Annotated in this window: 27 protein-coding genes; 14 read left to right on the top strand and 13 right to left on the bottom strand. The window is 69.8% G+C overall.

The window, feature by feature from the left end; all coding sequences use genetic code 11:
* Nucleotides 1-2 precede the first annotated feature (2 nt).
* From AB0C75_RS01650 to AB0C75_RS01620, 7 genes are all read right to left on the bottom strand, one after another.
* Nucleotides 3-200: a hypothetical protein gene (locus AB0C75_RS01650; protein ID WP_362885969.1), complete on the bottom strand. Its 198-nt coding sequence runs from the start codon at nt 198-200 to the stop codon at nt 3-5.
* Nucleotides 201-213: 13 nt separating this feature from the next.
* A complete protein-coding gene (locus AB0C75_RS01645) occupies nt 214-891 on the bottom strand; it encodes a winged helix-turn-helix domain-containing protein (protein ID WP_362885967.1) in 678 nt (225 codons plus the stop codon).
* An 88-nt stretch (nt 892-979) separates the two neighbouring features.
* Nucleotides 980-1,945, bottom strand: a complete 966-nt coding sequence (locus tag AB0C75_RS01640) for a glycine betaine ABC transporter substrate-binding protein (RefSeq protein ID WP_362886161.1) — start codon at nt 1,943-1,945, stop codon at nt 980-982.
* Between the two features lie 5 nt (nt 1,946-1,950).
* Complete coding sequence (locus AB0C75_RS01635; RefSeq protein ID WP_362885965.1) at nt 1,951-2,805, bottom strand: ABC transporter permease; 855 nt, start codon at nt 2,803-2,805, stop codon at nt 1,951-1,953.
* Nucleotides 2,802-4,073 carry a betaine/proline/choline family ABC transporter ATP-binding protein gene (locus tag AB0C75_RS01630; RefSeq protein ID WP_362885964.1) on the bottom strand — a complete coding sequence of 424 codons (1,272 nt, stop codon included), beginning with the start codon at nt 4,071-4,073 and terminating at the stop codon, nt 2,802-2,804. The genes AB0C75_RS01635 and AB0C75_RS01630 overlap by 4 nt, the downstream gene beginning before the upstream one ends.
* A complete protein-coding gene (locus tag AB0C75_RS01625; RefSeq protein WP_362885962.1) occupies nt 4,066-4,713 on the bottom strand; it encodes an ABC transporter permease in 648 nt (215 codons plus the stop codon). The genes AB0C75_RS01630 and AB0C75_RS01625 overlap by 8 nt, the downstream gene beginning before the upstream one ends.
* A 16-nt stretch (nt 4,714-4,729) precedes the next feature.
* Nucleotides 4,730-5,203 carry an Lrp/AsnC family transcriptional regulator gene (locus tag AB0C75_RS01620; protein ID WP_362885961.1) on the bottom strand — a complete coding sequence of 158 codons (474 nt, stop codon included), beginning with the start codon at nt 5,201-5,203 and terminating at the stop codon, nt 4,730-4,732.
* Between the two features lie 122 nt (nt 5,204-5,325).
* On the opposite strand from AB0C75_RS01620, the gene hppD reads away from it, so the two are divergent.
* Entirely contained in the window at nt 5,326-6,471 is a 1,146-nt protein-coding gene (gene hppD / locus AB0C75_RS01615) for a 4-hydroxyphenylpyruvate dioxygenase (protein WP_362885959.1), read from the top strand.
* A 130-nt stretch (nt 6,472-6,601) separates the two neighbouring features.
* Here hppD and AB0C75_RS01610 read toward each other — a convergent pair whose 3' ends face one another.
* Nucleotides 6,602-8,224: a tetratricopeptide repeat protein gene (locus AB0C75_RS01610; protein WP_362885957.1), complete on the bottom strand. Its 1,623-nt coding sequence runs from the start codon at nt 8,222-8,224 to the stop codon at nt 6,602-6,604.
* Nucleotides 8,225-8,322: 98 nt separating this feature from the next.
* On the opposite strand from AB0C75_RS01610, the gene AB0C75_RS01605 reads away from it, so the two are divergent.
* Nucleotides 8,323-9,690: an FAD-linked oxidase C-terminal domain-containing protein gene (locus AB0C75_RS01605; RefSeq protein ID WP_362885955.1), complete on the top strand. Its 1,368-nt coding sequence runs from the start codon at nt 8,323-8,325 to the stop codon at nt 9,688-9,690.
* A gap of 17 nt (nt 9,691-9,707) precedes the next feature.
* On the opposite strand, the gene AB0C75_RS01600 is transcribed toward AB0C75_RS01605, so the two are convergent.
* Complete coding sequence (locus AB0C75_RS01600; RefSeq protein WP_362885953.1) at nt 9,708-10,190, bottom strand: SsgA family sporulation/cell division regulator; 483 nt, start codon at nt 10,188-10,190, stop codon at nt 9,708-9,710.
* Nucleotides 10,191-10,440: 250 nt separating this feature from the next.
* Here AB0C75_RS01600 and AB0C75_RS01595 point away from each other — a divergent pair, with 250 nt between their 5' ends.
* Together AB0C75_RS01595 and AB0C75_RS01590 are read left to right on the top strand one after the other, a co-directional pair.
* On the top strand, nt 10,441-12,045 hold the full coding sequence (locus AB0C75_RS01595; RefSeq protein ID WP_362885951.1) for an RDD family protein: 1,605 nt from the start codon (nt 10,441-10,443) through the stop codon (nt 12,043-12,045).
* Nucleotides 12,046-12,269: 224 nt separating this feature from the next.
* Entirely contained in the window at nt 12,270-12,950 is a 681-nt protein-coding gene (locus AB0C75_RS01590) for an RDD family protein (RefSeq protein ID WP_362885950.1), read from the top strand.
* Between the two features lie 8 nt (nt 12,951-12,958).
* Here the strand turns inward: AB0C75_RS01590 and AB0C75_RS01585 are convergent, their stop codons facing one another.
* Complete coding sequence (locus tag AB0C75_RS01585; RefSeq protein WP_362885948.1) at nt 12,959-13,249, bottom strand: hypothetical protein; 291 nt, start codon at nt 13,247-13,249, stop codon at nt 12,959-12,961.
* Nucleotides 13,250-13,611: 362 nt separating this feature from the next.
* On the opposite strand from AB0C75_RS01585, the gene AB0C75_RS01580 reads away from it, so the two are divergent.
* The gene (locus AB0C75_RS01580; RefSeq protein WP_362885946.1) at nt 13,612-16,026 is read left to right on the top strand and encodes an immune inhibitor A domain-containing protein; all 2,415 of its coding nucleotides are present in this window, start codon (nt 13,612-13,614) and stop codon (nt 16,024-16,026) included.
* Nucleotides 16,027-16,147: 121 nt separating this feature from the next.
* Entirely contained in the window at nt 16,148-16,492 is a 345-nt protein-coding gene (locus AB0C75_RS01575; protein WP_362885944.1) for a hypothetical protein, read from the top strand.
* Nucleotides 16,493-16,555: 63 nt separating this feature from the next.
* On the opposite strand, the gene AB0C75_RS01570 is transcribed toward AB0C75_RS01575, so the two are convergent.
* On the bottom strand, nt 16,556-17,140 hold the full coding sequence (locus tag AB0C75_RS01570; protein WP_362885942.1) for an isochorismatase family protein: 585 nt from the start codon (nt 17,138-17,140) through the stop codon (nt 16,556-16,558).
* A 193-nt stretch (nt 17,141-17,333) separates the two neighbouring features.
* Nucleotides 17,334-18,662, bottom strand: coding sequence for a nicotinate phosphoribosyltransferase (locus AB0C75_RS01565; protein ID WP_362885940.1), 1,329 nt, complete (start codon nt 18,660-18,662; stop codon nt 17,334-17,336).
* Between the two features lie 88 nt (nt 18,663-18,750).
* Between AB0C75_RS01565 and clpS the strand changes: the two genes are divergently transcribed.
* From clpS to AB0C75_RS01530, 7 genes are all read left to right on the top strand, one after another.
* Entirely contained in the window at nt 18,751-19,059 is a 309-nt protein-coding gene (gene clpS / locus AB0C75_RS01560) for an ATP-dependent Clp protease adapter ClpS (protein ID WP_109879765.1), read from the top strand.
* Nucleotides 19,060-19,100: 41 nt separating this feature from the next.
* Nucleotides 19,101-19,688, top strand: a complete 588-nt coding sequence (locus AB0C75_RS01555) for a DUF2017 domain-containing protein (protein WP_362885938.1) — start codon at nt 19,101-19,103, stop codon at nt 19,686-19,688.
* Nucleotides 19,689-19,988: 300 nt separating this feature from the next.
* A complete protein-coding gene (locus tag AB0C75_RS01550; RefSeq protein ID WP_362885936.1) occupies nt 19,989-21,419 on the top strand; it encodes an amino acid permease in 1,431 nt (476 codons plus the stop codon).
* Between the two features lie 121 nt (nt 21,420-21,540).
* Nucleotides 21,541-21,975: a M67 family metallopeptidase gene (locus AB0C75_RS01545; protein WP_362885935.1), complete on the top strand. Its 435-nt coding sequence runs from the start codon at nt 21,541-21,543 to the stop codon at nt 21,973-21,975.
* Between the two features lie 118 nt (nt 21,976-22,093).
* Nucleotides 22,094-22,222 carry a putative leader peptide gene (locus AB0C75_RS01540; RefSeq protein WP_362885933.1) on the top strand — a complete coding sequence of 43 codons (129 nt, stop codon included), beginning with the start codon at nt 22,094-22,096 and terminating at the stop codon, nt 22,220-22,222.
* Between the two features lie 98 nt (nt 22,223-22,320).
* Nucleotides 22,321-22,599, top strand: a complete 279-nt coding sequence (locus AB0C75_RS01535; protein WP_362885931.1) for a MoaD/ThiS family protein — start codon at nt 22,321-22,323, stop codon at nt 22,597-22,599.
* A complete protein-coding gene (locus tag AB0C75_RS01530; protein ID WP_362885929.1) occupies nt 22,599-23,549 on the top strand; it encodes a cysteine synthase in 951 nt (316 codons plus the stop codon). The genes AB0C75_RS01535 and AB0C75_RS01530 overlap by 1 nt, the downstream gene beginning before the upstream one ends.
* A gap of 146 nt (nt 23,550-23,695) precedes the next feature.
* On the opposite strand, the gene AB0C75_RS01525 is transcribed toward AB0C75_RS01530, so the two are convergent.
* Complete coding sequence (locus AB0C75_RS01525; RefSeq protein WP_362885928.1) at nt 23,696-24,166, bottom strand: type II toxin-antitoxin system PemK/MazF family toxin; 471 nt, start codon at nt 24,164-24,166, stop codon at nt 23,696-23,698.
* Between the two features lie 172 nt (nt 24,167-24,338).
* On the opposite strand from AB0C75_RS01525, the gene AB0C75_RS01520 reads away from it, so the two are divergent.
* Complete coding sequence (locus tag AB0C75_RS01520; RefSeq protein ID WP_362885926.1) at nt 24,339-25,091, top strand: MBL fold metallo-hydrolase; 753 nt, start codon at nt 24,339-24,341, stop codon at nt 25,089-25,091.
* The last annotated feature ends 29 nt before the right edge of the window (nt 25,092-25,120 follow it).

Genomic DNA, 25,120 nt, shown 5'->3' with positions numbered 1-25,120 from the left:
CGTCAGGCCGTTCTCGTGGCGGGGGTGGGCCCGGGCCCGGCCTGCGCGAGGCGCAGACCCAGCTCGACCAGCGTCCAGCCCATGCGGTGGCGCAGTCCCTTCCGCAGCCCCCTTCGCGAGGCCGGGCGGAAGTCGGCGGCCTCGCGCTGGAGTTCGGCGGCGCGGTAGGTGTGGAGCAGCAGGTGGGTGTCGCTGTGCATGACGGTGATCCCCTCAGTCGGTGGGGCGCGGGAACATGTGCAGGTGGGTGCGGACGTTGGCTGATCCTTCGGTGCCTTCCGGGACGCGGCCCCGGTAGCTCTGCACCAGGTCGCGCACCTTGTCCGCGAGTTCCACGGAGAGCTCTGGGGTGAGACGCACCTTGAAGTCGCTGAGGTCCCAGCCCCTGCGCCACTCCTCGGGCCATTCGTGCATCGTGCCCAGCCAGGTGTTCAGCTCCTGGGCGTGTGTGGTGGCGATCTCGTGGAGCACGACGCCGACGGCCCCGCGCACCTCGGCGTCCGGGTGGTCCAGGAAGGTGCCGGTGCTGAAGGTGTTGCCGACGTGGACGGCCTTCCACCACCGCTCACGCCCCTTGCCGCGCTCCGGGTCGTCCTCGACGAAGCCGTACGTCGCGAGCTGGCGCAGGTGGTAGCTGGTGGCCCCGCTGGACTCGCCGAGCCGGTCGGCGAGCCCGGAGGCGGTGGCGGGGCCGAACTCCCTCAGGGCGTTCAGGAGTCGGATCCGCAGCGGGTGGGCGAGGCCGCGCAGGGTGCGGGTGTCGACGTGGTGGATCTTCAGGTCGTCGGCGTTCGGAGGGGCGGCCGAGGGGGAGGCGTCCGGGACGGAGATGTGCGGGGCGGAGGCATCCGGGGCGGAGGCGCCGTCATCCGACGGCTCGTTCGTGGGCATGCCATGACCATAGAGTTGCAAAAACAGCTTTGCAACACGTTTTTTGCAACGACTTCTTTGGAAGTCCCCGTTCCGCTCGCCCTCCCGCTCAGCCCTCCTTGATGAATCCTTCCTTCACCAGCCAGTCCTTCGCCACCTCGTGCGGGTCCTCCCCGTCCACGTCCACCTTGGAGTTCAGCTCCTGCGCGAGTGGCGTCGTCAGCTTCTTGGTGACCGGGGCCAGCAGTTCGGCGATCTCGGGGTACTTCTCGAAGGTCGCCGTGTGGATGGCGGGTGCGGCGTTGTAGTTGGGGAAGAACTGCTTGTCGTCCTTCAGGACGTCCAGGTTCATCGCCTTGATCCGGCCGTCGGTGGTGTACACCTCGCCCAGCAGGCAGGACCCCGTCTTCGTCACCTGGGTGTAGATGATCCCCGCGTCCATCTTCTTGATGTTCGAGGCCGGCAGGTTCATTCCGTACTTCTTCTGCAGGCCGGGCAGCCCGTCGTCGCGCGAGGCGAACTCGTTCTCGACGCAGATCGTCACCGCCTTCGGGTCCTTCTTGGCGAGCGCGGCCACGTCCGACAGGTTCTTGAGGCCGTACTTGGCCGCGTTCTTCTTGTTGAGGGCCAGGGCATACGTGTTGTCGAGGGTGGACGGCGGCAGCCAGGTGATCCCGTTGGCCCGGTCCTCGTCACGGACGGCCTTCCACTGGTCGTGCGGGTCGACGATCGGCTTGGCATGGCCCAGATACGTGATCCATGCCGTGCCGGTGTACTCGTACAGCGCGTCGGCCTCGCCCTTGGCGACCGCCTCGCGGGCGCTGATCGACCCCGGCAGGTTCGTACGGTCCAGGACCTCCGCCCCGGCCGCCTTGAAGATCAGGCCTATCACCTGGCCGAGGATGATGTTCTCGCTGAAGTTCTTCGAGGTCACCGTCAGCGACGCGCCCTTGAGGGGCTGTCCCTTTCCGATCGACCCCGGTTCCACGTTGTCGACCAGCGGCGATCCGCTCTTCAGCCCGCACCCCGTGAGCAGCAGGGCGAGCGCGGCCGTCGATGCCAGCCCCGTACGTATCACCCTCACGCTTCCTCCAGTCCGCGCGGCGTCAGCCACAGTTCGACCAGCGAGGCCAGCCAGTCCACCAGCAGTGCCAGCACCACCGTCAGCACGGAGCCCAGCAGCAGCACGGGCATGCGCTGCGTCTGGATGCCCGAGGTGATCAGGTCGCCCAGGCCGCCGCCGCCGCCGAAGGTGGCCAGGGTCGCCGTGCCCACGTTGAGCACCAGGGCGGTGCGTACGCCCGCGAGGATCAGCGGTACGGCGAGCGGCAGCTCGACCCTGGTGAGCGTGCCCATCGCCGACATGCCGATGCCCTTGGAGGCCTCGACCAGCGTCGGCTCGATCGCGTTGAGCCCCGCCACCGTGTTGGACAGCACCGGCAGGACCGCGTAGATCACCATCCCGATGATCGCCGTCGAAGGGCCGATGCCCAGCCAGATCACCAGCAGCGCCAGCAGCCCGATCGCGGGCGTCGCCTGGCCGATGTTGGCGAGGGCCGTGACCCCGGGGGCCGCCTTCCGCAGTCCGCGCCGGGTCAGCGCGATGCCCAGCGGGATCGCGATGATCAGCACCCAGAAGGTGGAGATCGCGGTCAGCCTCACATGCTGCCACCAGCGGACCTGCACGTTGTCGCCGGCCAGCGAGTTCTCCGCGATGGAGTCCAGCTCCACGTTGGAGATCCACAGATAGGTCACCACCAGGACGACCGCGAGGACCGCCGGCACCAGCACGAGCTTCTTCCAGGTGATCCGCCGCGCCGGCTTCGGCGGCGTCGGGCTGGGCTCCGTCTCCTCGTCACGGAAGGCGTGACCTTGTACGTCGTGTTCACCGGGCGGGCGCGAGTCCTTGGGGGAGACCTGACGGCTGGGGCTCATAGACCGCTGCCACCGCCCTCCAGCTCCTGCTCCGTCCGGTGGGCGTGCAGCTCCTCCAGTTCGTGCTCATGCTCCATCGCGGTGAGCCGGTCGGCCTCCAGGAGCTCCTGCACGGAGTTCATCAGGGTCTGCATGTCCACCACGCCGATGAACTCACCGCGCCGCCCCGTCACGGCGACCCGTCCGCCGCTGTCGGTCAGCACCGCCTCCAGCGCGTCGTGCAGCGTGGCGTCCCGGGTCACGGTGTCGTGCACGAGCTGCCCCGCCCTGGCCAGCGAACCCTTGGCCCTCATCAGGTCGCCGCGCCGCAGCCACTTGTAGGGGCGGTTACGGCGGTCCAGCATCAGCAGCTCGTTGTGCCGGCCGTCCCGCAGCTTGTTGAAGATCGACTGGAGCGGGTCCTCGACGGTCACCGTGGGGAACTCGGCGATTCCCACGTCCCGTACACGGGTGAGGTTGAGCCGCTTCAGGGCCGCGCCCGCCCCCACGAAGCCGGAGACGAAGTCGTCCGTCGGGTTGGTGAGGATGGCCTCAGGGGTGTCGAACTGAGCGATGTGCGACTGCTCCCGCAGTACCGCGATCCGGTCGCCCAGCTTGATCGCCTCGTCGAAGTCGTGGGTGACGAAGACGATCGTCTTGTGCAGCTCGTGCTGAAGGCGGATCAGCTCGTCCTGGAGGTGGTCGCGGGTGATCGGGTCGACCGCTCCGAACGGTTCGTCCATGAGCAGCACCGGAGGGTCGGCGGCCAGCGCCCGCGCCACCCCCACACGCTGCTGCTGGCCGCCGGAGAGCTGGCGCGGGTAGCGGCCGTGGAACTCCCGGGGGTCCAGGCCGACCAGATCGAGCATCTCCTCGACCCGGTCCTTCACGCCGGACTTCGACCAGCCGGTCATCTTCGGCACGAGGGCGATGTTCTCCGCGACCGTCATGTGCGGGAAGAGACCTGAGGACTGGATGGCGTAGCCGATCTGACGCCGCAGCTTCACCGGGTCCATGTCGGTGACGTCCTCGTCGTTGATCCTGATCCGCCCGGACGTCGGCTCGATCAGACGGTTGATCATCTTCAGCGTGGTGGACTTCCCGCAGCCGGAGGGCCCCACGAGAATCACGGTCTCGCCGGCCTTGATGTCCATGGACACGTTGTCCACGGCGGGGGTGGGGCTGCCGGGGTAGGACTTGCTGAGGCTCTCCAGCCGGATGGTCGCGCCGGAGGTGGAGGCGGGGCGGGAGGGAGCCGACTCCGTCGACCCGGTAGCGGTCTCAGACACGGATCCCCCTGGAGATGGTGAGCCGGCCGAGCAGTACGTACGCGGCGTCGAAGAGCAGGGCGAGGATGACGATGCCGATCGTGCCGGCGAGGACCTGATTGATGGCGTTGGCACTTCCGAGTGAGGCGAGTCCGCGGAAGATCTCGTTGCCGAGACCGGGACCCGAGGCGTACGCGGCGATGGCGGCGATACCCATCAGCATCTGGGTGGAGACCCTGATACCGCTGAGGATGGGTGGCCAGGCGAGCGGCAGTTCCACCTTGAGCAGCCGTCTCGTGCGGGACATCCCGATGCCCTTCGCCGCGTCGACGAGGGACGGGTCGACCCCGCGCAGCCCGACGATGCAGTTACGGACGATGGGCAGCAGCCCGTACAAGGTCAGGATGATCACGGTGGGCGGGACGCCCAGGCCGATCAGCGGGATCAGCAGGCCGATCGCCGCGAGCGCGGGGATGGTGAGGATCGCCGAGGTGGAGGTGATCGCCAGTGCGTTGCCCCAGTTGCTGCGATAGCTGATGACACCGATCAGGACGCCGAGGACGGTGGCGATGACCATGCACTGGAAGACCGCGCTGACGTGCTGGAACGCGTCGGTCAGCAGCTGTTGGTGCCTTGTGCCCACGTACTCCCAGAAGTTCACATGTCGCTCCCTCGGCTCAGTCGGTGTCCTCTGCAGCCTGCTCGACCAGCGGGATAATACGCAGGGGCACCGGATTTTCCATGACGATCGCCGTGGAGGCCCGGACGATGCCATCAAAGCCGACGACCAGATCGATCACCCGTTGGAGATCGGCGTTCGAGCGGGCGACCAGCCGGCAGAACATGTCCCCCTGACCCGTCGTCGTATGCAGTTCGAGCACCTCGGGAACGCTGCTCAAATGGGCTCGTACATCGGTGCCTTGGCCCTGTTTGATTTCCAGCGTCGCGAACGCGGTGACGGGATAGCCGAGCGCCGCGGGGTCCACGTCAGGGCCGAAGCCGCGGATGACGCCATTGGACTGAAGACGGTCGAGACGCGCCTGCACCGTCCCGCGCGCCACGCCGAGCCGCCGCGATGCCTCGAGCACACCGATACGGGGCTCCCGGGCCAGCAGTACGATGAGCCTGCCGTCCAGTCGATCGATCGCCATGGTCCGCCTCCGGATGGTCAGCCTGTACAGACAGCCCGCCCATCCTGGCGTCCGGGTGTACAGACTGACCAGTGATTCCGCGAACTGTTGCGCACCTTGCGGAGCGGCGGGAACCTTCGGACATGACTGAGACTGTGCACACCACCCCCGACACCGCCCGGCAGGCCGACCCCTTCCCGGTCAAGGGAATGGACGCGGTGGTCTTCGCGGTGGGCAACGCCAAGCAGGCTGCGCACTACTACTCGACCGCCTTCGGCATGAAGCTCGTCGCCTACTCCGGACCGGAGAACGGCAGCCGCGAAACCGCGAGTTACGTCCTGACCAACGGCTCGGCCCGCTTCGTCTTCACCTCCGTCATCAAGCCGTCCACCGAGTGGGGCACCTTCCTCACCGACCACGTGCACGCCCACGGTGACGGAGTGGTCGACCTGGCCATCGAGGTCCCCGACGCCCGCGCGGCCTACGCGTACGCCGTCGAGCACGGCGCGCGGGGTATCACCGAGCCGCACGAGGTCAAGGACGACCACGGCACGGTCGTCCTGGCCGCCATCGCCACGTACGGCAAGACCCGTCACACGCTGGTCGAGCGCGGCGGCTACGACGGGCCGTACCTCCCCGGCTACGCGGCCGCGGACCCGATCGTCGAGCCGGCCGGCAAGCGCACGTTCCAGGCCGTCGACCACTGCGTCGGCAACGTCGAGCTCGGGCGGATGAACGAGTGGGTGACCTTCTACAACACGGTCATGGGCTTCACCAACATGAAGGAGTTCGTCGGCGACGACATCGCCACCGAGTACTCCGCCCTGATGTCGAAGGTCGTCGCCGACGGCACGCTCAAGGTCAAGTTCCCCATCAACGAGCCGGCGGTCGCGAAGAAGAAGTCGCAGATCGACGAGTACCTGGAGTTCTACGGCGGCGCGGGCGTCCAGCACATCGCGCTCGCCACGAACGACATCGTCGAGTCGGTGCGGGCGATGCGGGCGGCCGGTGTGCAGTTCCTGGACACCCCCGACTCGTACTACGACACCCTGGGGGAGTGGGCGGGCGAGACCCGCGTGCCCGTGGAGACGCTGCGCGAGCAGAAGATCCTCGTCGACCGTGACGAGGACGGCTATCTGCTGCAGATCTTCACCAAGCCGGTCCAGGACCGCCCGACGGTCTTCTTCGAGATGATCGAGCGGCACGGCTCGATGGGCTTCGGCAAGGGGAACTTCAAGGCCCTGTTCGAGGCGATCGAGCGCGAGCAGGACAAGCGCGGCAACCTGTAGCCAAAGCCGGACCCGTAGCCACAGCCGGACCCGTAGCCACAGCCGGACCTGTAGCCACAGCGGTCCGTAGCCACAGCGAAGGGGCCCTTCTCCCGGGTCGATCCGAGAGAAGGGCCCCTTCCGCATGCGGTCACGGGGTCGCCGTGGGCTTGACGCGCGGAGCCGCCGGAGCCGGGGCCGCAGCCGACTGCGAGGACGGGGCGGAGGACGGTGCCGAAGCCGGAGCGGAGGCCGGAGCGGACGCAGCAGCCGAAGGCTCAGGCGCGGCGGAGGGCGCCGGGGCGGACGGCAGCACGGACGCCGGGCCGCCCGCCGCAGGCTCGCCCAGTGCCTCCAGGGCCTCCTGCGCCAACGGTGCGGCCAGCGGCGAGAAGTCCGGGTTCGTGCGGATGGCCTCCTCCAGGTGCCCGCGGGCCGGTCCGTCCTGGCCGAGCGCGCTCTCGATCACCCCCAGGTGGTAGCTGTACGAGGCGTTCCGTACGCCCGTGTCCACCGCACGCTCCGCGTACTGCACGGCCTCCTCGCTCTGCCCCGCACGGTGCATCGACCAGGCCAGGGTGTCCGACACCGCCGCGCTGCGGCGCTGCGCCGCCCACTCGGTCCGCATCAGCTCGACCGCTGCCTCCGGGTCGCCGTGGTCGGCCTCGAAGCGGGCCTCGGTCAGGGACTCGTCGACCCCGGCCGTCCTCGCCCGGGTCAGGAGGTCGCGGAGCCTGGTGTACTGGCTGCGGGCGTCGCCGTCCAGGCCGAGCGACTCGTACAGCTCGCCCAGTTCGAGCACGTACGCGGGGCGTGGCAGCTTCTTCGTCACCGTCCGGTAGGCCTCCAGCGCCTCGTCCGTACGGTCCAGAGCGGCCAGGGCGCGCGCCCGGCCCGCGAGGGAGGCGAGGTGACCTGAGTCGGTGCGCAGGGCGGCGTCGTACTGCGCGAGTGCCTCCGCCGGCTCCCCGCGCTCCGCGGCGAGGTTCCCCAGCCGGTGCAGGGCCGCGGCCTTCTCGGCCGGGGTGCCGGCATGGTCCGCGGCCTCCTGGGCGCCGGCCAGCGCGTCCTCGCGCCAGCCCTGGTTGCGGTACATCTCGGACGTCCTGGCCAGGGCGGGGGCGCCCTTGCGCAGGGTGGCGAACTTCTCCGTCGCCTTGACCGCCGCCGCGTACTGGCCGAGGCCGTTGTAGGCGTCGATCAGCACCGGGTACGCCGTCCACTCCTTCGGCTGCCGCGCACGGACCGTCTCACCCCACTTCTTCCCTGCCATGAAGTCGCTCCGTGCGTTGGCGAGCGCCCCGAGCCCCACCCAGGCCTGGAGGTTCCCGCGCTCACCCGGCTGTGCGGCCAGCGAACGCTGGAGGGCCTGTTCGGCCCGTGTGTAGTACGCCGCGTCCGCCGACCTGAGCCCCCGCTCCACGTAGGCCGACCCGAGCACCGCCCAGGACGGGGCGTCAGCCGGGTGCGTCTCCACCCACTTCTGCCGGTCGGAGATGAGGGCCGTGAGGTCGGACAGCGACGCGGGGGACCCCGCAGCCGTCGCGGCCTCGGCCCGTGCCACGGGCCCCGGTGCGGGTGCCGCGGCCTCCTTGCCGTCGTCCGGTACGGCGATCACCGCGCCGGCCACGAGCACGGCTGCCGCCATTGCACCGAACGCCGACCTGCGCAGGGTGGTGCGCATCGGCGCGGGAGGTGGTGGGACGGACGTCGCACCCTGGGGCGGCAGGGTGGAGGGGGGCTGCTCCGGATTCTGCTGCGGCTTGGCATCCATGGCCATCACTCTGCGTCAGTACGAAGATCGCATCGCGTTCCGTGAAGGGTGACGCAGACGGGTTCACACCATTGGCCCCGGGGTGCCACGCTCGGATCATGGACGCTCTCCAGAGACGACTGCGCGAAGGACTTCCCGCCGAGGCACTGATCACGGACCCGGACATCACCGCTTCGTACGCCCATGACATGGCGAGCTTCTGCGACGCGGGCACCCCGGCCGTCGTGGTGCTCCCGCGCACGGTCGAGGAGGTCCAGCACGTCATGAGGACCGCCACCGCCCTGCGGATCCCCGTCGTCCCCCAGGGCGCGAGGACCGGGCTGTCGGGCGCGGCCAACGCCTCCGATGGCTGCATCGTGCTCTCCATGGTGAGGATGGACCGGATCCTGGAGATCAGCCCGGTCGACCGGATCGCGGTCGTCGAGCCGGGCGTCGTCAATGCCACGCTGTCCCGCGCCGTCAACGAACACGGCCTTTACTACCCGCCGGACCCGTCGAGCTGGGAGATGTGCACGATCGGCGGCAACATCGGCACCGCCTCCGGCGGGCTGTGCTGTGTGAAGTACGGCGTCACCGCCGAATACGTCCTGGGCCTCGAGGTCGTCCTGGCCGACGGGCGGCTGCTCAGCACCGGACGGCGCACCGCGAAGGGCGTCGCCGGATACGACCTCACCCGGCTCTTCGTCGGCTCGGAGGGCAGCCTCGGCATCGTCGTCAAGGCCGTGCTCGCGCTGCGGCCCCAGCCGCCGCAGCAGCTCGTGCTCGCCGCCGAATTCGCGTCCGCGGCGGCGGCCTGCGACGCGGTGTGCCGGATCATGGAGCGAGGACACACTCCGTCACTCCTCGAACTGATGGACCGTACGACGGTGCGTGCCGTCAACGCGATGGCCTCCATGGGCCTCCCGGAGGCCACCGAGGCGCTGCTGCTCTGCGCCTTCGACACGCCCGACCCGTCGGCCGACCTCGCCGCCGTCGGGGAGCTGTGCACGGCGGCCGGGGCCACCGAGGTCGTGCCCGCCGACGACGCGGCCGAGTCCGAACTGCTGTTGCAGGCCCGCCGGCTGTCCCTCACCGCCCTTGAAGCCGTCAGGTCCGCCACGATGATCGACGACGTGTGCGTGCCGCGCTCGCGGCTCGGCGCGATGATCGAGGGGACCGCCGCGATCGCGGAGAAGTTCGGGCTGACCATCGGGGTCTGTGCCCACGCGGGCGACGGCAACACCCACCCCGTCGTCTGCTTCGACCACACCGATGCCGACGAGTCCCGCAGGGCCCGCGAATCCTTCGACGAGATCATGGCGCTCGGCCTCGAACTGGGTGGCACCATCACAGGCGAACACGGGGTCGGCGTGCTGAAGAAGGAGTGGCTCGCCCGCGAACTGGGTGAGGTGGGCGTCGAGTTGCAGCGTGGCATCAGGGCAGCCTTCGACCCGCTCGGGCTGCTCAACCCCGGCAAGCTGTTCTGACGCCCGCGCGCCACCGCTCAGGACTCACCCTCCTGCGGCTCGTCAGGGGACTGGGACCAGGGGTCGCCCAGCCACAGGTCGTCGGCCGGCAGCGGGGTGAGCAGCTCGGCCAGGGCCCCGTCCAGGCCGAGCAGCGCGCTCTCCGTCCCCGGCGGCACGACGCGCAGGGTGCGCTCCACCCAGGCGGCCACCGCGGCCGACGGCATCTCCAGGAGGGCGTTGCCGTCGGGCGAGGTGAGCGCCACACAGATGACGCCCCTGTCCTCGACCCTGGTCGGCCAGATCCGTACGTCCCCGTGCCCGCACGGCCGGAACACGCCCTCGACCAGCAGTTCACGGGCGAACGTCCAGTGCACGGGCGACTCGGAACCGATGTGGAAGGTGATGTGCACGGCGTACGGGTCATCGGTGAAGTAGGACAGCCGTGCGGGTACGGGGACGGACCGCTCGGGGGACAGGACCAGCTTCACTTCCAGCTCGCGTTCCACGGCGTTCTGCATGAGGGTGCACGACCTTCCGATGCTCGTAGGGGCCGGTCCCATGACCGGTCCGCACAAGGAGAGAGCGCCCTCCCCGACGTCTATGACGCGACTTCCCAGAAAAACTTCTCGGGACCCTGAAAGTGGTCCAAACGGCAGGACAGGCCCAGTGGTGCTCGGTGGTCTGATAGATGTGGACTCTTGTATTGAGGTCGGCCACCCTCCGACGGTCGGCCGGCCTGAGGCCTCGAAGAGATACGGGACCACGGTGATGAGCGCCCCAACCCCGGCACCCGGTGACGAAAGCCCCCGCGAGGGGTATTACCCCGACCCGTCCATTCCCGGATACGTCCGGTACTGGAACGGCGCTTCGTGGGTCCCGGGCACCAGCCGGCCCGCGCCCCAGCAGGGCGAGACGACTCCCGCGGCGCCGCCGGCCGACGCGGCTCCGCAGCGGCCGGCCCCGGTGGACGAGACCGGGCCGATGTACCTCGACGAGGTGGACGAGGCCGAGGGGACGCAGACGTCCGGCGGGCCGGGCGCCGGTGAGGTGGACGTCGCTCCCAGCAGGCCGAGGCCCGCGTCCGCCTGGCAGGCCGACACCTCCCGGCAGACCGGTTTCGGCGGTGAACGCGACCACCGTGTCTCGTGGGGCGGCCAGGACCCGCGTACACCCGAGGCGCCCGCGCCCGGAACGACGCCGTCCGCGACGCCGGCCACGTCCGCCCCGGCTTCTGCTCCGGCCCCGGGTGACGGTACGCCGGCCGAGCGCGCACCCGCCGACCCCCGGCAGCCCGCTGCCCAGGACCCGGGGCGCGGTGCGCTGCCCGGGATGCGGGACGGCAACGACGAGGTGAGCGACGGAACCGTCGCCATCCGCGTCGACCGGCCCGGCGGCAAGCCCGCCAAGCCCGCCAAGCCCGCCAAGCCCGGCGGCGCCGGCAACCACGGCGGCGCCGGCGACGCGGGCAGCCGCCCGCCGACCGACGGCACGGTCACGATCCGCGCGGTGGGCCCGGGTGGCAGGCCCCCGCATCCGCGCCAGGAGGGCCCGGCCCCCGCCGACGGCACGATGGCGATGCGCGCCGTACCGCCCGGCGGCACCGCACAGCCCGGCACCGCACAGCCCGTCGGCCCGCAGCCTGGCGCCGCCCCCGCACCGCTGCCCGCCCCGGCGCAGGGCCCCGGTGGCGACCCCTCGGCCCCCTGGGCCCAGCAGGTCCACCAGCTCGCCCAGCCCGAGCAGGCGGCCCGCCCGCAGCAACAGCGGCCCCCGCAGCCGAGCCCGGTGCCCGCGCAGCAGCAGGGCGCCGGGCCCGAGCAGCAGCAGCCCGTCGTGCCCTGGAAGCCCCCGGTCGACGACCCCTTCCAGCAGCTCGCCCGGTCCCAGGCCTCGGCCAGGCCCGCCGGGCTCGGCAAGCGGCTGGCCGCGCGGCTGCTCGACACGGTCGTCCTCGGCGCGCTCGTCGGTGCGGTCGGCTTCCCGCTGGTCACCCAGGCGATGGACCACGTCGACGAGAAGATCGACGCGGCGAAGCTGTCCGGCGAGACGGTCACCGTCTGGCTCCTGGACTCCACCACGGCCGGGCTGTTCGGCGGGGTGATCGCCGCCTTCCTGGTGCTCGGCTTCCTCCTTGAGGCCCTGCCCACCGCCAAGTGGGGCCGCACGCTGGGCAAGAAGCTGTGCGGCATCGAGGTACGGGACATCGAGTCGCACGACGCCCCGACCCTGGGCGCCGCGCTGCGCCGCTGGCTGGTGTACGGGGTGCTGGGCCTGGTGGCCGTCGGGGTGTTCAACGTGCTCTGGTGTCTGATCGACCGCCCGTGGCGCCAGTGCTGGCACGACAAGGCGGCCCGCACCTTCGTCGCGGGCTGAGCGGCGCGGCGGCCCACGGCCCGTGTGGCGACGGGTCGACGCCGTGCGTGGCGGACCTTCAGCCGTCCCGTCGCCATCTCCCCGGTGATCCGGATCACCGGCCCGCCGGGGAGGGACGTCGTGCACAGGGGCAGGGCCGCCGCGTACGCCCGTGTGCTGACGGTCCGTCCCCCGAAGAGACCTGAGCCGTTGCGGGCCTTCCCTGGCCGGGGTGCACTGCCCCCATGAGTAACGAACCACCGCCCCCGCCGCCCGACGACGACCCCTTCTCGAAGCGGCCGCCGCAGGGGTCTCCGCCTCCGCAGGGCGGTTCGCCCTACGGCAGCGGGCCACCGCCCCCGAACGACCCGTACGGTGGCGGCGGTCCCTACGGCGGTGGTGGCCCGTACGGCGGCGCCCCCTACGGAGGGCAGGACCCGCTGGCCGGCATGCCGCCCCTCGCCGAACCTGGCAAGCGGATCCTGGCGCGGTTGATCGACTTCCTCATCATCTCGATCCCGCTGTATCTGATCTCGCTGCCCTTCGGCGGTGCGGTCGACGTCTCGTCGGACGACGGCAACGACGACTTCGGCAACGCCATCGGCAACACCTACAACGGCCATCAGCTGGTGTGGTCGCTGATCGGCCTGGTGGTCTACGTGGCCTACGACACGTACTTCACCCACAAGGACGGCCGGACGCCCGGCAAGCGGCTGCTGAAGATGCGCGTCGCGATGCTCAACGACGGCTCGGTCCCCGACACGAGCTCCTCACTGATGCGGGCCGTCGTGCTCTGGCTTCCCGCGCTGCTGTGCTGCCCGTGCCTGTGGTGGCTCATCAACATCGTGCTGATGTTCACGGACAAGCCCTACCGGCAGGCCCTCCAGGACAAGGCGGGCAGGACCGTGGTCGTCAACGTCAGGTGAGCGGGTGTTCAGCGGTGCAGCGAGTGCTCGCCGACGCGCTCGCGCCGAGCGGTGGCGAGCTCGATGTCCTCGATGGTGCGGTGCGTGCGGGCGGCGGTGGTCGGTGCCGTCGGCCTCGCGGCCGCCCTCGTGCGCGTCGGCAGGGCGACGGCCACCAGCAGACCGAGCGCCAGGGCCGCGGTGCCGACCCCCGCGACACCGATGCCCGATTCCGTACGGAACAGCAGCAGCAGCGCGAGGGCGGAGAAGACGACGGTGGCCGAACCGTAGGAGAACTGTGCGGCAGTCGGACGCGGCATGACGGTATCCGTCCTCGGGGTGTCGGATAGGGAAGTCTCTCAACACGTTCGCACTGTCAATCGACTCTACGACGGTGGATGCCCGTGAGGAACGGGTAGTAAGCGTGACCTAACCCACGGTGCCGGTGCACAGGGGGCGCACGGAGTCACGCTGTGGCCGGCATGCGTGCCCGGCGCGCCGGTGGGCGGCGTCCGGATACCGGAAGAGGCCTCCCGCATAGTGCACTTGGTATGTCCAAGTCAAGATCTGTCTTTTCTTTCATAACTCCGATCGAATGTCGTCACTTGTGACGCGTTGACCGCGCGCGGCCCGCAACTCACCCCCTGGCCGCGACCGCGAACGCCGGGGAGGACTGCATCAAGTGATCACTCAGAGACGGGCGCTGCGCGCCACCGCCGTGGCGGTGTGCCTGGCCGCCACCGCCGCGACGGCATCCGCCTTCGCCACCGCGCAGGCGGATGACCGGACGTCGGGCTCGGACGCCTCCGTCGTCGACCGGCGGGATCCCGCACCGGTCAAGGCGCAGGAGCACGACCTGGAAGGGCCCTTCAGCAAGGAGCAGGACGCCCAGCGGCAGGCCGCGCTGGAGCAGGTCCTGTCCGGCGACAAGAAGGTGACCGCCCAGGGCGGTTCCAAGGTCGTCAAGCTCGGCAGGAGCAAGTACGTCGAGCTCGGCCGGGAGAAGACCGACAAGATCTTCACCATCCTCGTGGAGTTCGGCAACCAGGTCGACGACACCACGATGTACGACCCCGACGGCGACGGCCCGGAGCCGCCCGTCGCGAAGTACGGCGGCACGCCCGGCCCCCAGCACAACGAGATAGCCGAGCCCGACCCGGCGAAGGACAACAGCACCGCCTGGCAGGCCGACTACAACCGGACGCACTTCCAGGACCTCTACTTCGGTGAGGGCAAGGACAGTGAGGGCAAGACCAAGGAATCGCTGAAGACGTACTACGAGAAGACGTCCTCCGGGCGTTACTCCGTCGACGGCGAGGTCTCGGACTGGGTCAAGGTCCCGTACAACGAGGCCCGTTACGGCTCCAACTACTGCGGGTCCACCAACTGCGCCAACGTCTGGGACGCCGTCAGCGACGGCGTCGAGGCCTGGGTCACCGACCAGAAGGCCAAGGGCCGCACGCTGGAGGAGATCAAGGCCGACCTCGCGCAGTACGACCAGTGGGACCGTTACGACTACGACAACGACGGCGACTTCAACGAGCCCGACGGCTACATCGACCACTTCCAGCTGGTCCACGCCGGCGAGGACGAGTCCGCGGGCGGCGGCGTCGAGGGCACCGACGCCATCTGGGCGCACCGTTGGTACGCCTACGGCACCGACGCCGGCGCGACGGGCCCCGAGGGCAACAAGGCCGGCGGCGCCGAGATCGGCGACACGGGCATCTGGGTCGGCGACTACACCGCGCAGCCCGAGAACGGCGGCCTTGGCGTCTTCGCCCACGAGTACGCCCATGACCTCGGCCTCCCCGACCTGTACGACACCTCGGGCGGCGGCGAGAACTCGGTCGGCTTCTGGTCCCTGATGTCGGCGGGCTCCTGGCTCGGAACAGGCAAGGGCGAGATCGGCAACCTCCCCGGTGACATGACCGCCTGGGACAAGCTCCAGCTCGGCTGGCTCGACTACGACTCGGCCAAGGCCGCGACGAAGTCGACCCACAAGCTGGGGGTCTCGGAGTACAACACCAAGGACAAGCAGGCGCTGGTCGTCGAACTGCCCGAGAAGGCCGTCACCACGACGGTCACCGCGCCCGCCGATGGCTCCAAGCAGTGGTGGAGCGACATGGGTGACGACCTGTCGAACACCCTGACGCGGCCGGTCGACCTGTCCGGCACGTCCTCCGCCTCGCTCGACCTGTCCGGCTGGTACGACATCGAGGCCGACTACGACTACCTCTACACCGAGGTGTCCGAGGACGGCGGCACCAGCTGGACGGCGCTCGACGGCACGGCCGACGGCAAGGCCATCCCGCGCGACGCCAGCGGCAAGCCGGCGCTGACCGACGTCTCCGGGGCGTACAAGAAGCTCTCCTTCCCGCTGGATGCCTACGCGGGCAAGAAGGTCGACCTCCGCTTCCGCTACCAGACGGACGGCGGTGCGGGCGGCAAGGGCTTCGCGGCCGACGCCATCACCGTCACCGCCGACGGCGCCGTGCTCTTCACGGACGACGCCGAGGGCGACGACAACGGCTGGACCGCCAAGGGCTTCTCGCGGATCGGCGAGTCGTTCACCAACGACTACCCGCAGTACTACATCGCCGAGAACCGCCAGTACGTCTCGTACGACAAGACCCTGGAAGTCGGGCCGTACAACTTCGGCTTCTCCACCACCCGCCCCGACTGGGTCGAGCACTACGCGTACCAGAACGGCCTGATGGTGTGGCTCTGGGACACCTCGCAGAAGGACAACAACACCTCGGTCCACCCCGGCCAGGGTCTGATCCTGCCGGTGGACTCCCACGCCAAGCCGCTGAAGTGGGCGGACGGCACGGTGCTGCGCAACAAGATCCAGCCGTTCGACGCGCCCTTCAGCCGGCACCCGAACAAGGGCTTCACGCTGCACGACGCGGATGTCCCGCTGAAGATCAAGCCGTCGCTGGGCGTCCCGGCCTTCGACGACCGCAAGGGCACGTACTGGTACGAGGAAAACCCGACAGGAAGTGTCAAGGTTTCTGACACCAACACCCGGATCTCCATCGTGAACGAGCCGCTCAGCGGCTCGACGATCACCCTGAAGGTCGGTCCGTCAGCCAAGTAGTCGACGAACCCGCAGGTCAAAGCATGATCGGCCGTTGCCCCCTGGCGGGCAGCGGCCGATCGTGTTTAGGTGCGTCCTACCGATCCTTATTGACACGAAGTCTTACGGGGGAGCGCGAAGCATGGCAGGCGGAGGTTTCTGCAGGTTGCCCAACGGCACTGTGGTGGTGGCACTGGCCCTGAACGGCCCGGTCGGCGGATCCGGCCCGGGAGAGCCCGTACGGGTGCTCGTGCACGCCGTGAACCGGGCGCGCGCCCTGACCAGGCTGCGCAATCTCGGGCTGCGGGCCGTCTACCTCAGGGGCAACGCCCACCCGCCCACCCCGGACGAGATCACGGCGGTCCTGCACCACCCGGACGGGCTGCTCTGGCGTGCGGCGCCGCAGACGGACCAGGAGCTCTGGCACCCCATACGGGCGCTGCTCGGATCCTCCGGCTACGCGGGACCGGCCCGCCCGGCCGCCTGAGCGCCGGGCCGGGGCCCGGGGGCCTCCCGGCCGCCGCGCCGGGGCCCGGTGGCTCCCGGACTCTCAGACGACCGGCTTGCCGGACAGCTCCACACCCGCGGTCCGCAGCTCCTCCAGGGCCCGCTCCGTGGTCGCGTCGGAGACACCCGCGGTCAGGTCCAGCAGCACGTGCGTGACGAAGCCCTCGCGGGCGGCGTCCAGGGCGGTGGCCCGCACGCAGTGGTCCGTGGCGATCCCGACGACGTCGACCGTGGTCACGGACCGGGTCCGCAGCCACTCGGCGAGCCCGGTGCCGTTCTCGTCGGTGCCCTCGAAGCCGCTGTACGCCGCGGCGTACGCCCCCTTGTCGAAGACGCTGTCGATGGCGCCCGAGGCCACCGCGGGGGCGAAATTCGGGTGGAAGCCCACGCCCTCCGTGCCGGCGACGCAGTGCGGCGGCCAGGAGTGCTCGAAGTCGGGCGCCGCGGAGAAGTGGTCCCCGGGGTCGACATGGTGGTCCCGGGTGGCCACCACATGGCGGTAGCCGGGCTGGGCCTGACCGATCAGGTCGGTGATGGCGGCGGCGACATCGGCGCCGCCCGCCACCGCGAGGCTGCCGCCCTCGCAGAAGTCGTTCTGAACGTCAACGACGATCAAGGCGCGATGCATGACGGTTGTCCTTCGGTGGGGGCCGGGCGGGTTGTGCGGACCGGCGGGGCGGGGATGCCACCGAGCCTAGGGACTCGGCGCACCCTGCGGGAGGGGGTGCACACGTCGGCTCTCCTTCCCCGGCACGCCCGGCCGGGCGGTTGCCGGCTCAGGAAGCACCCGGCCGGACTGTCCTGCGTGTACCCCGTCGTCCTCATACGTACTCCGTGGGCAGCACCGGCTCCCCCCGGGACAGCTGCATCGCCGACATGGGCAGCCCCGACCTGGCGGCGATGTGCCGCTCCCGCGCGGCCTCCAGCGGCTCCCGGCCGACGACCTCGCCGCCCTTGACCAGCTCCACCAGCAGCTGCCGGCCGGCCAGCTCAGCCGGAACCTCCCCGCTGCCGATCACCTCGGCCTCGGCCACCCCGGCCGCGTCCAGCCGGCGCGCGGCCCACTTGCGGCCGCCCCTCGACGACTTCGCGCCCAGCGACTTCTTCGCCACCGGCAGCAGCGGGTCGGCCGGATCCGCCGACCGCGCACGCGCCACCAGCTTGTAGACCATGGAGCACGTCGGCTGCCCGCTCCCGGTGACCAGCTGCGTGCCCACCCCGTAGGTGTCGACGGGCGCGGCGGCCAGCGAGGCGATCGCGTACTCGTCCAGGTCGGACGTCACCACGATCTTCGTCTCCGTGGCGCCCAGCTCGTCCAGCTGCTGGCGGACGCGGTGCGCCACGAGCAGCAGATCGCCCGAGTCGATGCGTACGGCGCCCAGCTCGGGCCCCGCGATCTCCACCGCCGTTCGGACGGCCTCGGTCACGTCGTAGGTGTCGACGAGCAGCGAGGTGCCGCGCCCCAGCGAGTCCACCTGCGCCCGGAAGGCGTCCTTCTCGCTGTCGTGCAGCAGGGTGAAGGCGTGTGCGCTCGTCCCGACGGTCGGGATGTTGTAGCGGAAGCCCGCCGCCAGGTCCGATGTGGTGTGGAAGCCGCCGATGTACGCGGCGCGGGCCGACGCCACCGCCGACAGCTCGTGCGTACGCCGCGCGCCCATCTCGATGAGCCTGCGGCCGCCCGCGGCGGCCGACATCCGGGACGCGGCGGCGGCGATCGCCGAGTCGTGGTTCAGGATCGACAGGATCACGGTCTCCAGCAGCACGCACTCGGCGAAGGAGCCCTCGACCCGCAGGAGCGGCGAGCCGGGGAAGTACACCTCACCCTCCGGGTAGCCCCAGATGTCGCCGCTGAACCGGTAGTCGGCAAGCCAGTCGACGGTGCGGGCGTCCACGACGTGCTGGTCGCGCAGGAAGGCGAGCATCTCGTCGTCGAAGTGGAAGTTCTCCACCGCGTCCAGCACCCGCCCGGTGCCCGCGACGACGCCGTAGCGCCGCCCCTCCGGCAGTCTGCGGGTGAAGGCCTCGAACACGGAGTGCCGGTCCGCAGTGCCGGCCTTCAGTGCGGCCTGCACCATCGTGAGCTCGTACTGGTCGGTGAAGAGTGCGGTCGACGGCACACCGACCCGTCGCCCAAGGTCCGCTGAGTTCATGACGGGGATGCTACTCCCTATTCGTCAAAGTGACGAGATGGGGCCGCCGTTTATGCGCGGACCCCCCTCTGGTGGCAGCATGGGGTAGGTGAGCGTTGCTTCCCCCGTAGAGATCGAACGTCCCGAATCGGCCGAGGAGACCTTCGCTGTCCCTGAGCCCGACGTCCCCTGGGTGACGCTGGTGCACAACGACCCGGTCAACCTCATGAGCTATGTGACGTATGTCTTCCAGGCCTACTTCGGCTACTCCAAGGACAAGGCGCACAAGCTGATGCTCGATGTCCATCAGAAGGGCCGCGCGGTCGTGTCCAGCGGCAGTCGCGAGGAGATGGAGCGCGACGTCCAGGCCATGCACGGCTACGGGCTCTGGGCCACGCTGACCCAGGACCGCAACTGACCCGACCGCTGCCCTCCGTCCGAACCGTCATCGGAGAATTCATGGCCGGCCATTTCGAGGCCACCCCAGGCGGCGGCGCGTCCGTCGCGCTCGACGAGGTCGAGATCGCCATCCTGCGCTCCCTCGCCGTACAACTGCTCGAACTCATCGGCCCCGGCGACGAGCCGGTGGAGGGCGAGGACCCGCTCGCCGCCCTCTTCGCCGAGGGCCCGAGCGAGCCGCCGTCCGACCCCGCACTCGCCCGGCTCTTCCCCGAGGCGTACGGGGACGAGGACAAGGAGCTGCGCGAGGCGTCCGCGGAGTTCCGCCGCTTCACCGAGAAGGACCTGCGCACCCGCAAGCGCGAGGACGGCGTCGTCGTCGTGCGGACGCTGGACGCGCTCTCGCCCGTCGCGGACGGCGGCGCGGTGCTCGTCCTCACCCCCGAGGAGAGCCGGCACTGGCTGGGTTCGCTCAACGACCTCCGGCTCACGATCGGCACCCGTCTGGAGGTGTCCGACGAGGACGAGGGCCAGGACGGCTCGCTCTACCAGCTCCCCGACAGCGATCCGCGCAAGCCGATGGTGATGGCCTATCTCTGGCTCGGCGCGCTCCAGGAAACCCTCATCGAGACACTGATGCCCGGCTGAGTACCCGGCTCGCTCAACGGACGCTCAAATCCGAATAACGATCCCGTCACCCGTACGGCTCTCTTTGCAGCGCCTGGAAACGCTTGTCCGCTTTTTCCTGTGGCGTGCGCCACATAATGTCCGATGGCCTCATCCGGTGCCCGTGATAAATCTTCACGACCGCCCGGGGACGCCACCCCTGTCCCCGGGGGCGCTACCAGTCGGCCGAACGCCGGCGGCACTCCATCCATATCCGGGGGGATCAGGACCTGATCCGACGCCGACGACGGCGCGGATCGGCGTGGAGAAAGGCGCACCACCATGACATCGGCGCAGGTCGACAACGGGCAGGCGGACGGCGAAGAGGCCGCTGACGTCCCGGCGGGCGAGGGCTACCAGCGTGGCCTGGGAGCCCGCCAGATCCAGATGATCGCCATCGGCGGAGCCATCGGAACGGGGCTCTTCCTCGGCGCGGGCAAAGCCATCGACAGAGCCGGACCGAGCCTCATCCTGGCGTACGCCATCGCCGGCCTTGTCATCTTCTTCATCATGCGGGCCCTGGGCGAACTCCTCATGTACCGCCCGGTGTCGGGTTCCTTCTCGGAGTACGCACGCGAATTCCTCGGCCCCTTCTTCGGATTCGTGACCGGCTGGACGTACTGGCTCTTCTGGGTGGTCACCGGCATCACCGAAGTCACCGCGGCGGCCACCTACATGACGTACTGGTGGGATATCCCGCAATGGCTGTCCGCACTGGTGTTCACCGTCATTCTGTACGGTGCCAACCTGATCTCGGTGAAGCTCTTCGGTGAGCTCGAGTTCTGGTTCTCGATGGTCAAGGTCACCGCCATCCTCGGCATGATCCTCATCTGTGCCGGAGTGCTCACCATCGGCTTCTCCGCCGCCGGAGACACCGCGACCGTCGCCAACCTGTGGAACGACGGCGGCTTCTTCCCCCAGGGCATCAGCGGCACGCTGATGACCCTCCAGATCGTGATGTTCGCCTTCCTCGCCGTCGAACTCGTCGGCGTCACGGCGGGCGAGTCCAAGGACCCCAAGACCGTCCTGCCCAAGGCCATCAACACCGTGCCGTGGCGCATCGCCGTCTTCTACGTCGGCGCCCTGATCATGATCCTTTCCGTGGTCCCGTGGAGCACCTTCAAGCCGGGCGTCTCGCCGTTCGTCGCCGCGTTCGAGGAGATGGGCCTCGGCATCGGTGCCGCGATCGTCAACTTCGTCGTGCTCACCGCCGCGCTCTCCTCCTGCAACTCCGGCATGTACTCCACCGGGCGCATGCTGCGCGACCTCGCGCTCAACGGACAGGGACCCAAGGCCTTCACCAAGCTGACGCGGAACGGGCTCCCGCTGGCCGGCACCACGTTCTCCGCCGCGCTGATGCTCGTCGGCGTCTGGATCAACTACCAGTGGCCGGGCGACGCGTTCAACTACGTCGTCTCCTTCGCGACCATCTCCGGCATGTGGGCCTGGATCATGATCCTGATCAGCCAGATCCGCTTCCGCGCCAAGGCCGACCGCGGTGAACTGCCCCAGTCCAGCTTCAAGGCACCCGGCGCGCCGTTCAGCAGCTGGTTCGCACTGGGCTTCATCGCCCTCGTCATCCTCATGATGGCCATCGACAAGGACGCCAGGATCTCGCTGTACTGCGCACCCGTGTGGGGCCTGATCCTCGGCGTCTCCTACCTGGTGCTCAGGGCCCGCAACCCCGAGAGCGCCGCCTTCACCAAGCGCTGACCCCCACCACGCGCCTCCGGGACACCGGCCGCCCCAACGGTCCTGTCCGGCATCCGGGCCCTTCCGTACCACCCCTCGGTACGGGAGGGCCCGTTTGCCTGTCGGTCCTATCCTGGGCCCCATGCTGACCATCACCCAGGCACTCCACGACCAGATCGTCGCGCACTCCCGCGCGGACCATCCCGACGAGGCGTGCGGAGTGGTCGCGGGCCCGGCCGGCACGGGCCGCGCCGAACGCTTCATCCCCATGCTCAACGCCGCGCGCTCACCCACGTTCTACGAATTCGACTCCGCGGACCTGCTGAAGCTCTACCGCGAGATGGACGACCGCGACGAGGAGCCGGTGATCATCTACCACTCCCACACGGCGACCGAGGCCTACCCCTCCCGCACCGACGTCACCTACGCCAACGAGCCCGGTGCCCACTACGTGCTGGTCTCCACCGCGGACACCGACGACGCGGGCCCCTTCCAGTTCCGCTCATACCGCATCGTGGACGGCGAGATCACCGAGGAAGAGGTCGAGGTCGTCGAGGCCTATCCCGCGGCGGCCTGAGGTCCCGGGCAGGGCCGGGCGGCACCACCCCCGCCGTCCGTCCGCATGGCGAACGCTCACCATCCACCATGTGGGATCACACTCCGGATCCCCGGTGGGGAATCGATACGATGAACGCATGGTTCCCCATGACGTGAGCGAAAAGGCGCCGGGCATGCTGCTCGTCGCGCGGCTGCACGTCGACCTGTGCAGGCTGTCCAGCGCGATGTGTCCCGGCTGCCGCCTGCCCGTGAACCGCACGGCCTGAGCCGCGGTCCGAGCGCAACCACGTACGCACCACCCCCGTGCGGGGGCACGAACGCACGCCCCACGCCACTCTCCCCGTTTTCGACAGGAGCCCACGCCATGGCCATCGAGGTCCGCATCCCCACCATCCTTCGCACCTACACCGACGGCGCCAAGGCGGTCGAAGGCAGCGGTGAGACCCTCGCCGACCTCTTCGCCGACCTGGAGACCCGCCACAACGGCATCCGTGAGCGCATCGTCGACGGCGACCAGCTGCGCCGCTTCGTGAACGTCTACCTCAACGACGAGGACGTCCGCTTCCTCGACGGCATCACCACCAAGCTCTCCGACGGCGACAACATCACCATCCTCCCGGCTGTCGCCGGCGGCATGCGCTGATGCGGTACGACTCCCCGCTGGCGGCCGTGGGGAACACTCCCCTCGTCCGCCTCCCGCGGCTGTCCCCGTCCGAGGACGTCCGTATCTGGGCGAAGCTGGAGGACCGCAACCCCACCGGCTCGATCAAGGACCGCCCCGCGCTCCACATGGTCGAGCAGGCGGAGAAGGACGGCCGCCTGACACCCGGCTGCACCATCCTCGAGCCCACCAGCGGCAACACCGGCATCTCGCTCGCCATGGCGGCCAGGCTCAAGGGCTACCGCATCGTCTGCGTCATGCCGGAGAACACCTCGCAGGAGCGGCGCGACCTGCTCACCATGTGGGGCGCCGAGATCATCTCGTCCCCCGCCGCCGGCGGGTCCAACACCGCCGTACGCGTGGCCAAGGAGCTCTCCGCCGAGCACCCCGACTGGGTCATGCTCTACCAGTACGGCAACCCGGACAACGCCGGCGCGCACTACGCCACCACCGGACCGGAGATCCTCGCCGACCTCCCCTCCCTCACCCACTTCGTGGCAGGTCTCGGCACCACCGGCACCCTCATGGGCGTCGGCCGCTACCTCCGCGAGAACAAGCCGGACGTGGGGATCGTCGCCGCCGAACCCCGCTACGACGACCTCGTCTACGGCCTGCGCAACCTCGACGAGGGCTTCGTCCCCGAGCTCTACGACGCCTCCGTGCTCACCACCCGCTTCTCCGTCGGCTCCGCCGACGCCGTCACCCGCACCCGGGAACTCCTCCAGCAGGAGGGCATCTTCGCGGGTGTCTCCACCGGCGCCGCACTCCACGCCGCCATCGGCGTCGGCCGCAAGGCCGTCAAGGCCGGTGAGTCCGCCGACATCGTGTTCGTCGTCGCGGACGGCGGCTGGAAATACCTGTCGACGGGCGTCTACACCGCCCCCACCACAGAGGCCGCCATCGAAACCCTGCACGGCCAGCTCTGGGCGTGACGCAGTCAGGCCCGCCGGGAGGCGCGCCACGGAAAGCTCGTGACGGCGGGCGCGCCACGGGAAGCCCGTGACGGCGGGCGCGCCACGGGAAGCCCGTGACGGGAGGCGCGGGACGGGAGAACATCCCGCCCGCGCCTCCCGTCCGTTCACCCCAGGCCGCGCACCCGCTCCCACAGCGCCGGGTCCGCCTCGCCGGCCTTCCTGCGGAACCTGGACACCGCCACATCCCGCAGCTCGTCCGTCTCCAGGAAGCTCTGCCGGTCCCTCGTGTCCCCCACCGAACCCGGCGGCAGAGCGATCACCCCCGGCCGCTCCTCATGATGCTTGCTGGTGATCTTGGCGACGACCGCCGTGCCACCCCGCACCGACAGCACGAGACACGGCCGGTCCTTCGACCCGGGCCCGTCCTCGAACGGCACGTCCGCCCACCAGATCTCCCCGGGCAGGGGAGCACCGCGCGGGCGCCCCTTCTTCCGCTCCGGAGCACGCCCCGGGGGACGCGTCCGCCCACCCGGCCGCCGAGGGCCACGCCCGCCCCGGCCCCGCGCATCGGAAACCGTCGCCACGAGCGCCAGCAGGACGACGCCGGCCAGTGCGAGCCACCACCACGAGTTCATATCCAGACCGTACCGGCGCCCGCCGACACCCGGCCTTCCATCGAACCGGTGACAGCACAGGTGAGTTCCCCCACAACGGCAGGCCATGGAGGAGCGACCAGCTGTTTCGCACCTTACGCTCGACGGACCGCACGAACCCTCCCCGTTCCCACGCCTCGGAGGTTCACGCTCCATGAAGCTCACCGTCGTCGGCTGCTCCGGCTCGTTCCCCTCCACGGGTTCGGCATGCTCGAGCTACCTCGTAGAGGCCGACGGCTTCCGGCTGCTCCTCGACATGGGCAACGGCGCCCTGGGCGAGCTGCAGCGCCATGTAGGTCTCTACGACCTCGACGCCATCTTCCTCAGCCACCTCCATGCCGATCACTGCATCGACATGTGCGCGTACTTCGTCGTCCGCTACTACCGCTTCGACGGCGGTCGCCCCGCCGCGATCCCCGTGTACGGCCCCGAGGGCACCGAGCAGCGGCTCACCACGGCCCACGCCGACACCCCGTCCGAACACGCGATGGGTGAGGTCTTCGACTTCCACACGCTGAAGTCCGGATCGTTCGACATCGGCCCCTTCTCGGTCCGCACGGAGAAGGTCTGCCACCCCGTCGAAACCTTCGGCATCAGAGTCGAACACGGCGGCCGCGCCCTCACGTACTCCGGCGACACCGGTACCTGCGACGCGCTGGACGAACTCGCCGAAGGCGCCGACCTGTTCCTCTGTGAAGCATCGTTCATCCATGGCAAGGAGGACATTCCGGACCTCCACCTCAACGGACGCGAGGCAGGCGAGTACGCCGCCCGCGCCGGAGCCGGACGCCTCGTGCTCACCCACATCCCGCCGTGGACGGACGCCGAACGCAACCTCGCCGACGCACGCGAGGTCTACGACGGCCCGGTCGAGCTCGCGGTACCCGGCAGGGTGTACGAGATCTAGGACGTGTTTCGAAAGCCCCACCCCCCTGG

It is taken from the genome of Streptomyces sp. NPDC048565, from assembly GCF_040650935.1.
Taxonomy (GTDB): domain Bacteria; phylum Actinomycetota; class Actinomycetes; order Streptomycetales; family Streptomycetaceae; genus Streptomyces.
This window is presented reverse-complemented; position numbering and strand designations above follow the sequence as displayed.